The organism is Porphyrobacter sp. TH134 (genome assembly GCF_002855495.1).
Classification (GTDB): Bacteria; Pseudomonadota; Alphaproteobacteria; order Sphingomonadales; family Sphingomonadaceae; genus Erythrobacter.
Genome location: NZ_PKRO01000067.1, coordinates 1 through 8,467, shown reverse-complemented (window position 1 = coordinate 8,467; position 8,467 = coordinate 1). Strand labels below are relative to the sequence as shown.

Here is an 8,467-nt window from a genome sequence, read left to right as displayed (position 1 = left end):
ATGCTCCCCGCCCCTGAAATCATCGCACGGTCACAACGAGACACCTCGTAACACTGGGTGTCGCCTTAGCTCGTAACACTGGGTGTCCATTGACACCTGGCAAGCCTTCGACGACCAACTTGATGGACAGCAGGCCTGCCGCGATGCCGTCGCCCTGCTCGACATCGCCGCAAGAGCCGACTGTGTCGACGTGCTGGCCCGGCGGATCGACGAAGAACTCGACCGAGGGCGCTTGCCTGATGTCGTCGCTCTCAGGGACGAGTTCCTGCCAACCGCAAGGTCCCAGCGCGATGTCTCCATCCCACCACCCGACCTGCACAGCTACAACAGCCTGATCACCAGCGGGGAGTGTCATTGATGACCCGCACCAAGGACCAGGCCGCCGCCGTGCTGCCTACCCTGCTCAAGGCCTTGCGTCTGCCGAGCATCAACCGCAACTGGAAGCGCCTCACCGACACCGCCGATCGCGATGGCTGGCCAGCGGCCAACCTGCTGGCCTCGCTCCTCGAGATCGAGATGGCCGAACGCTCGTCGCGCCGTATCCAGCGCCATCGCGACCAGTCAGGGCTCCCCGCAGGCAAGACCTTCGCTACCTTCGATTTCGATGCCGCCCCCGGCATCCGCAAACCGCACCTCATGTCCCTGGCCGCTGGCAACGACTGGATCGAGAACGGCGGCAACCTGCTGCTGTTCGGCCAGAGCGGGACCGGCAAGACGCACGCGGTTGCCGCCATCGGCCATGCCCTCATCGACACCGGGCGGCGCGTCCTGTTCTGCTCGACCACCGACATGGTCCAGAAGCTCCAGGCCGCGCGCCGCGATCTCAGTCTGCCCGCGATGCTCGACAAGCTCGACAAGTTCGATCTCATCATCCTCGACGACCTGTCCTACGTCCGCAAAGATCAGGTCGAGACCAGCGCCTTGTTCGAGCTCATCGCACACCGCTACGAACGGCATTCGCTCGCCATCACCGCCAACCAGCAATTCTCGGCATGGGACAACGTTTTTCCAGATCCCGCCATGACCGTCGCCGCGATCGACCGCCTCGTGCACCACTCGACCATCATCGAGATGAACGGCGAAAGCTACCGCAAGCGTTCCGCCGTCGCCCGCATCAAAGCCGGCGATTATGACCTATCGAATGGCGCGACAGACCGGCCATCATAATTGTCGCTCGCTTCGCGCTCAGGACCGCTCTTGCTGAGGCAACGAGCAATTGTCGCCAGCGGCAATTACCCCCCAACCATCCCATGCGCTTCAAGGCGCCACTTCCCGCCAGCGTCAGCGACAATTACACAGCGTTGTAAATGTCGCTGACGCTTGCCCCTCAAAACCGCTCATGGTAGCCAAAACCTACCAACCGGCGCGGCCGCCTACCGGCCATCATAATTGACGCCGACCGGACTCCGTAATCGTCGCGCTACATGCGAGCCTATTCAAGCTCGAAACTCGCCAACCTGATGACAGCTCTGTATCTCGCACAATGCGAGGAGGCGCGCATCGGCGGGTCTTCGCGTATGATCCGGGCCTTACGCCCGGAACGGGCCTTGCGCGAAGCCAGCCTTGGCCGATACGCGCGCTGGTGTGGCCAATCCTGCCGCTGATGGTTCCCTTCACGAAGGGCATGAACCGCTTGAGCCACGCCGGGCGTGGGCTCTATCGACTTGCGACGAGTGTGGAGGCGCGGGAAGGACGGATATATGCTTCGCTGAGGCGAGGGGCACTGACGTGGCCTCATCCCTCATCGCTTGCGCAAGACGACGCTCTCGTAGCGCAGCTCTGGCTGGATTCGGAGGTGTTGGTCTCAAGCCAAATTTGAAAGCCGCTATTCGCCTAGCCACCGACACGTGAACAGATGTACCGAGCGGCACAGAAAAGTTCGTCCATGCGCATTAGGGCCGTGCCGGAACTTCGCACCTATGGCTATGACGCGTTGTAGACCCGCCCTCCCACTTTACCTCCCCATAATCGTTATTGGGCCGACAAGACAGTTGGCATCAGCTGCGCAATGAGCCCCTCCGCGACCGGATCGTGCGGTCGCAACCGCAGCGTTGCCCGAGCCTCGCGTAATGCCCCTTCCCGGTCGCCCCCTGCAAGCAACGCCCGCGCAAGATCGCGCCGGACAGGATACCAGAAGGCCGGAGGATCGGTGAAACGGCTGAAGTCTTCGGTCTCCTCGACGAGGGCCGCTTCGGTAAAAGAGGCCGCAGCATCGTCAAAGCGGCCCTCGCTCATGGCAGCCCGACCCAGCAGAACTGCGCGGGTGATCGAAAGCATCTGGTCGGCGGCGGCAAGCCGATCCTTTTCGTCCTCTGCGGGAAGTTCCATCCGCGCAGGAATGGCCTCGCGCTCCGCCATCATTTTTGCCGTGTCCCCCAGAAAGGCATAAGCCTCGCCCCGAGCATAATGCCAAGCGGCCTTGAGATAGGGCAGCTTTGGCTCCGGCAAGGCAAGGACAGCCACCGGGCTTTCGAAGCGCCCCATGGCAAAATAGGCGGATGACAACAGCAGCTGGCCGAAGAAGCTCCCTTGTTCCTGTGCCTCCGCACGGCCGATCAAGGGCCGGGCCAGCAGCAGAGCCGTTCGAGAATCGTCGGCCATCAGCGCCCCGCCCAGTCCGAAGATAACGTTGTGCGTGTGATAGGGGATGTTCCAGACCTTCATCGGGTCGTCATCGTCCATCACCATCGCGTGGTGCTCGCCGATCTCAACGGCAATGCGGTTGGCCTCCGCGGCGTCAGCATAACGACCGACCCAGTACCAGGTATGGGCGGGCATATGGACGAGATGGCTGGCAGCGAGCTTCATCGCGGCCAGGCGGTCGGCATAGGGTTCGGCCAGCCCCGGCTCGCCATAGATTTCGGTTGCGTGAATATAGAAGTGGATTGCCCCGGTGTGGTCGGGTTCGCGGGCCAGGACCGCCTCAAGAAGATTCATCGCGGTGCGCATTGAGTCTTTGCCGAAATCAGAGATCATTTGCGCATCGGCAGCAAAAGTCTGCATGGTCGCGTGCTCTGGATAGGCCACAGCGAGACGCGCCATGGCATCGGCATAGGCCCTGTCACGCGCTGCGGTGTCGCCCTTGGGACGGTAACGCTCGACAAGCGCGGCGGCGAACATGGTTTCGAGATCAGATCCCCCTTTCTTCGCCAAGGCAAGCGCCCGCTTCGCCAAGGCGAACGGCGCGGCACGCTCGTCCATCTCCTTGCCGTAGTTGAGCGTCGGCCCCAGCGCATATGCGTGACCGGCAAGACACATGGCGCATTCCGGATCCTGCCTGACTGCTTCGGCCATGGCATCAATCGCCTCCTGATGCGCAAAGGCAAAAGCCAGCTCGATCCCGTTGTCGAAAAAGGCCTGCGCTTCGGGAACCTGGGTGCGTATCGCAAACCCGCCATTGCCGTAATTGGGCAGCAGGCGGGTTGCCGTCTGCGCTTTCGCCGCACCATGATCCGCATGGGCATCTGCGGCCTCCGAGCGAGGCGCAGCACTTGCAGCACGTTCGCTGTGCCCGCCGTCATTGTTCTGCGCGGCAAGGCTGGTGGTCGTCAGCGCCGCAGATGCGAGCAATATCCATTTCAGCATCAACTGTTTCCTTGATTCGAGGTCTCACGTCATCTGTGTCGCTGCAACCGCCATGGTCTGGCCGCCCCAAGTAGGTAAAATCCAACATATCCTCATGTCCCATGTCGCAGGAATGGGGAAGGTGGCCGCAAACACACCAAAGGGTCAGAACGCCTGTTCGATCTGAAACCGAAACAAAGGCGAATCCGGGCGTCGCCGCCGTTCGGTCTGCACCACCGGATTGACTCCGCGCACGCCGCCTGAGGTGAACAAGTCGCGGTCGATGCTGCGCCCGCCAAGCCGCTCCCCCGACAGCCGCAGTTTGAGGTGCTTGCCGAGTGTTTGTTCGACATAGAAACCGAAGGAGTCGGTTTCGGCATAGTCGAGAAAAACCTCCCGGCGAAAAGCATAGGATCGGAACGTACCGGTGTAGGTGATGCCGTAGTTGGTTGAGCTGTTGGCTGCGCGGCGCAGCTCCACTTGCAACGGTCGGCCGGTTCCACCCTGAAGCGCGCGCTTCTGACCATTGAAGGGATCGGTCACGCGGGTCTCGCGCCAATTGCCATTGATCGCGAGCTCGGTGCCCCGCCACAGCGCGTTCAAGGGCAGCGTCAGCCCCAGATCGATCAACCACTCGGTGGCATGATCAATATTGCCCACGCCTTGCCGGTTCTGTCCGAGAGGAATGGTGTCGACCACATTGCTCAGCCAATTGTGCGACACCCGCAGATTGAGACCGCCGCCAAAGCGCGGCCGCCAATCAATGTTGACGGCAAGACTGTTCGTGCTGGAGGGCCGCAGCCGATCATTGCTGATCGTTGCCGTGCCGTCGAACACCTGCTGCGCCCCCACGAAATCATTGAAGTTCAGCTGACCCACGTTGCGTTCAAACTGCAGCGCGGTGGTCAGGATCGGTGACGGGTCGAAATTGGCAACGAACCGCCCGCGCGTGAAAGCATAACTATTGCGCGCTGATGTCGGCTGGGTCACCGTGATGCGCGACGTTTCCCGCGCCACAACAGCGTTGAAATTCACCCGGCTGCTTGCCTTCCACACGGCCCCGGCTTCCACCGTGACGCGGCGCTCGACCACATTGGTGTCCTGCTGTGATGGGTTGGCGCCCGGCCACAGCGACACCGCGATCGTGTCAGCGCGCAGCGTGTTATTGGCGATTTCGACGGCGAGACTGGGCTCGAAAGAGGTGAAGCCTGCGCTCCAGTTGAGGCGGCCGATGGTCTCGTCCTGCACCTGCGCCAGTGTGAAGCTGCTGCCTTCCAGCGGGCGATCGGGCACCGCAGTGGAGGCGAGCGATACAGTGTCGAGCCGCACACGCGAGCGCAGGCCGACCAGCTTCAGCTTGTGTCGGCCGAAGGTGGCATCCGCCATCAGCGAGAATTCATCGCTTTCATCGCGGTAATGGTAATTCTCAACGTAGAGAAAATCGGGCTGGGCCGTATCGCCCGGGCGCGCAAAGAAATCGGCGTTGCGGCGAAATGGGTTCTCGCGGTGCGAATAGCTGGCGGTTGCGGTCACCGGCCCGAGGGTGCCGCCGAGCGAGACATTGCCCGCTGCGATCCGGCTCACGCGGTTTTCGCGCAGGGGGCCATCGGCATTGGCGCGCGCACCGGATAGGGACTGCGTCCCCTCCATCCGGCTGATGTTGTTGGTGCCATATTCGCCGCCTGCGGTCAGCCGCAACCCGGCAAGACTCCCCTGCCACGAAATCTGCCCGAGAGCGGCCACGTCTTCTGGCCGGGTCGCCAGCATCCGCAAGGTCGCCACCCCTGAACTCTCGTCCTTGGCTTGCAACACCACGTTGGCAACTTGCCGGAAAGCGGCGGCATCGAGCCCCATGGTGCTGGCATCGACAATCTCGATCCGCAGCACAGCCGCTGCGGGGATCCGCCGCAGGTAATCTTCAAGGCTGATATCCTTGGTGGCGATCCGTGCGCCATTGACGAAGACATTGCCGCCGCCGCCGGAAAGCCCGCGCACCGATGCGCCTTCCTGCAAGGTGAAGCCCGGTAGGCGCGCGATCATGTCAAATGCGGTGCGCGGCGCAAAAGCCGCGAAGAAATCGGCTGCGAATGCGCGGGCCACCGGCGCATTGGTGGCGGCAACGGATTCTTCCCCGGATGGCTGCGACGGCTGCGCGGGTTGGGCGGCTGCCATGCCCAGCATCAGAACAAGGCTCACGGCTGGCTCTGCGCGGTGTCAGTGGTCTTGGAGGCGGGGCCGATCATCCGGCGCAGCCCGTCAACCTCCCCGGGCGCGGCGCGCACCGTGCGCCAGAGCGCTGCGGCGATATGCGCGAGGATCAGGAACGCCAGCACATGCCCGCCATAGCTGTGCAGGGTGTAGAGCGTTTCCGCCGCCGGATGCTGCGTTCCTGCCGGCGCAAGCCAACCGAAATCGGGCATGGCGATCCCGAACACTCTCGGCACCCCGCCATAGGCCAAGTCCATCGCGTAGCCGAGGACAGGCACGGCAAGCGCAAGCGCATAGAGCACCCCATGGACCGAGCCCGCAATGCGCCGTGCCGCCACCGTGCCTTTGACCGCAGGCCGCTCCGAGGCCTGCCTGACAACAAGGCGCACCGCCATGATGACGATTGCGATCACGCCAAGCGAGATATGCAGGCCGTAAAGCACGCCGCCGAGATCGGAACGCCCGTCGATCACGCCATAGCCCAGCAACGCCCCAAGTGTCAGGGCGACGATAATGATGACGGCCGCGCTCCAGTGCATGACGCGCATCGCAAAAGAATAGAATTTCATCGCACTCTCCTTGAGCGCGATCCAAGCAGGTCAGTGCTGCGATCTTGTGCCACAATATTGCGGATCAGTTGCCGCGAAGCGATTTGCATTCAGAGATTTGCGGGAATCCGGATTTCCACCACCGCGCCGCCCGTGTCATTGCTCAGCAGCGTCACCTCGCCCTGATGCGCGGTGATAATCGCGTGGACGATCGCCAAGCCGAGGCCCGCCCCGCCCGTCGCGCGCAAACGCGATGTCTCGCCCCGCGTAAACGGATCGAGCAAGGCGGCGGGATCGTCCTCCGGCCAGCCGGGGCCATCATCGGCGATGCGGAGGGCCAGACCATCTGCGTCAGCCGAAGCGACGATCCGCAGCCGCGATCCGGGGGCATAGCGCACCGTATTGTCGAGCAGATTGCTGATCGCCCGCGCCAGCTTGTTGCCATCCACCATAGCAGTCAGCGGCGGCGAATCGATCGCGACCGTGATCCCGGCATTGTGCAGTTCCTCGCGCTGGCCTTCGATGACATGGTGGACAAGCTGATCGATCCGGGTGCTTTCGGGTTGCAGGATCATGGTCTTGGAACTGGTCAGCAGATCGAGATCGCCCACCAGCTCCTCAACCATCCCGACCTGCCGCAACAGCGCGGCGATGATCTTTGCGTCGGGCTGGAACACGCCCGATTGCAGGCCCACCAGCCGGCCGCGCATGATCGTGAGCGGGGTGCGCAGATCATGGGCAATGGCCGAGGAGCGGAACTTGAGATCCGCATCGGCGGCGCGCAGGGCTTCGGTCATCCGGCTCAGTTCCCGATGCAACGCTGTCACCTCGTCGGCGGCATGGGGACGGAGCGGCGCGGGGAGCTGGCGTTCGCCCGATCCGGTCTTGCGCGCAAAGGCGGCGAGCTGTTCGATCGGTTGCCCGATCGCCATGCCAAGCCGGTGCGCAAACCACCCGCCGGTTGCGGCGGTAATGGCGATCAGCACCGCGAGCGCGACATGGTAATTGATCTCCCAGGCGGCAAAGCCGTGCGCCAGCTTGAAATCGCGCACCACCGGCGCGCATTGGCCGGCGGTGCGGATCAGGGTGTCGAGGCTTGTCTGGTCTTGCGGGGCAAGACTGGCGACGAACAAGGCATCGCGCACGGCATAGACCAGATGCGGCGCGAAGGCGGCGATCACTGCCGCGGCAAGGCTTAGGGCGACGGCGCCCAGCGTGATCCGGGTGCTGATCCGCCTAGCCGACCACATCGAGCCGGTATCCCTCGCCGCGCACGGCAGCAATAGTGACCTGCGCGCCGGCCACGCTCGCCAGTTTCTGTCGCAGCCGGCTGATATGCGGATCGACCGAGCGATCAAAGGCATCGCCATCAAGCGCAGTCTCGATCAGGAAACCGCGGCTCACCACGCGCCCCTGCACATTGACCAGCGCATCCAGCAGCAGGAATTCGACCCGCGTCAGGTCAAGCAGCTGATCGCCATAGAAGGCGCGGAAGCCGCCCCGGTCGATCCGCAGCGCGCCATGGCTTGTCGCGATGATCGGCGCGGCCATGTGCCCACGCCGCAGCAAGACACTTGCCCGCGCCACGATTTCGAGCGGGTTGAAGGGTTTGACGACATAATCATCGCAGCCCAGCCGGAAGCCGGAGAGCTTGTCGACATCATCGCCAAGCGCGCTGATCACCATGACCGGCAAATCGGGATGGGTTTCGCGCAGATCCGTCAGCACTGACCAGCCGTTGCGCTTGGGCAGTTTCATGTCCAGCAGCACCAGCTGCGGATGCCAGCGCCACAGCGTCTCGCGCACCGCACCGCCATCGCGCACCACCATGCAGCGCGCCTCTTCCCGGGTGAGAAACGAGAAAAGGATCTCGGCAATTTCAGGTTCGTCCTCGACAATCAGTATTCGGCAGTCGGACAAGGGCTTCCCTGCAGTTTCAAGCATAAACCATCGTACTTTCTCGAGTGAACTCCGTCGCGGCGAAATACCCCGTGGAGATGTTGGCGCATGGAAGTTGCGAAAGGATCGCGAAGCATTGCGTTTTGATTGCGGATCGTGTCCCACGGCGTGGTGTAGCTTATTGGAGCTCCCGCCGATTTCGGCATCAGTCTGAGCCGATCATGCGCCGGGTACAGCCGAGAGCATGA

Annotated in this window: 7 protein-coding genes; 2 read left to right on the top strand and 5 right to left on the bottom strand. The window is 62.9% G+C overall.

The features are described from left to right. The first annotated feature begins 82 nt into the window (after positions 1–82). Both C0V72_RS15560 and istB read left to right on the top strand, forming a co-directional pair. Complete coding sequence (locus C0V72_RS15560) at positions 83–358, top strand: hypothetical protein (protein ID WP_233999988.1); 276 nt, start codon at positions 83–85, stop codon at positions 356–358. Further along, positions 358–1,167, top strand: a complete 810-nt coding sequence (gene istB / locus C0V72_RS15555; RefSeq protein WP_101795050.1) for an IS21-like element helper ATPase IstB — start codon at positions 358–360, stop codon at positions 1,165–1,167. The genes C0V72_RS15560 and istB overlap by 1 nt, the downstream gene beginning before the upstream one ends. Positions 1,168–1,971: 804 nt before the next feature. Here the strand turns inward: istB and C0V72_RS15550 are convergent. From C0V72_RS15550 to C0V72_RS15530, 5 genes are all read right to left on the bottom strand, one after another. Beyond that, positions 1,972–3,585, bottom strand: a complete 1,614-nt coding sequence (locus tag C0V72_RS15550; RefSeq protein ID WP_101795049.1) for a hypothetical protein — start codon at positions 3,583–3,585, stop codon at positions 1,972–1,974. A gap of 144 nt (positions 3,586–3,729) precedes the next feature. Beyond that, positions 3,730–5,760 (bottom strand): hypothetical protein, encoded by a 2,031-nt coding sequence (locus C0V72_RS15545; RefSeq protein ID WP_143704634.1) that lies wholly within the window; start codon positions 5,758–5,760, stop codon positions 3,730–3,732. Beyond that, positions 5,757–6,341: a cytochrome b gene (locus C0V72_RS15540; protein WP_101795047.1), complete on the bottom strand. Its 585-nt coding sequence runs from the start codon at positions 6,339–6,341 to the stop codon at positions 5,757–5,759. Before C0V72_RS15540 ends, C0V72_RS15545 begins: the two co-directional genes overlap by 4 nt. An 89-nt stretch (positions 6,342–6,430) precedes the next feature. Next, the gene (locus C0V72_RS15535) at positions 6,431–7,570 is read right to left on the bottom strand and encodes a sensor histidine kinase (RefSeq protein WP_172439062.1); all 1,140 of its coding nucleotides are present in this window, start codon (positions 7,568–7,570) and stop codon (positions 6,431–6,433) included. Continuing rightward, on the bottom strand, positions 7,557–8,264 hold the full coding sequence (locus tag C0V72_RS15530) for a response regulator transcription factor (protein WP_101795045.1): 708 nt from the start codon (positions 8,262–8,264) through the stop codon (positions 7,557–7,559). Before C0V72_RS15530 ends, C0V72_RS15535 begins: the two co-directional genes overlap by 14 nt. Positions 8,265–8,467: the final 203 nt, after the last annotated feature.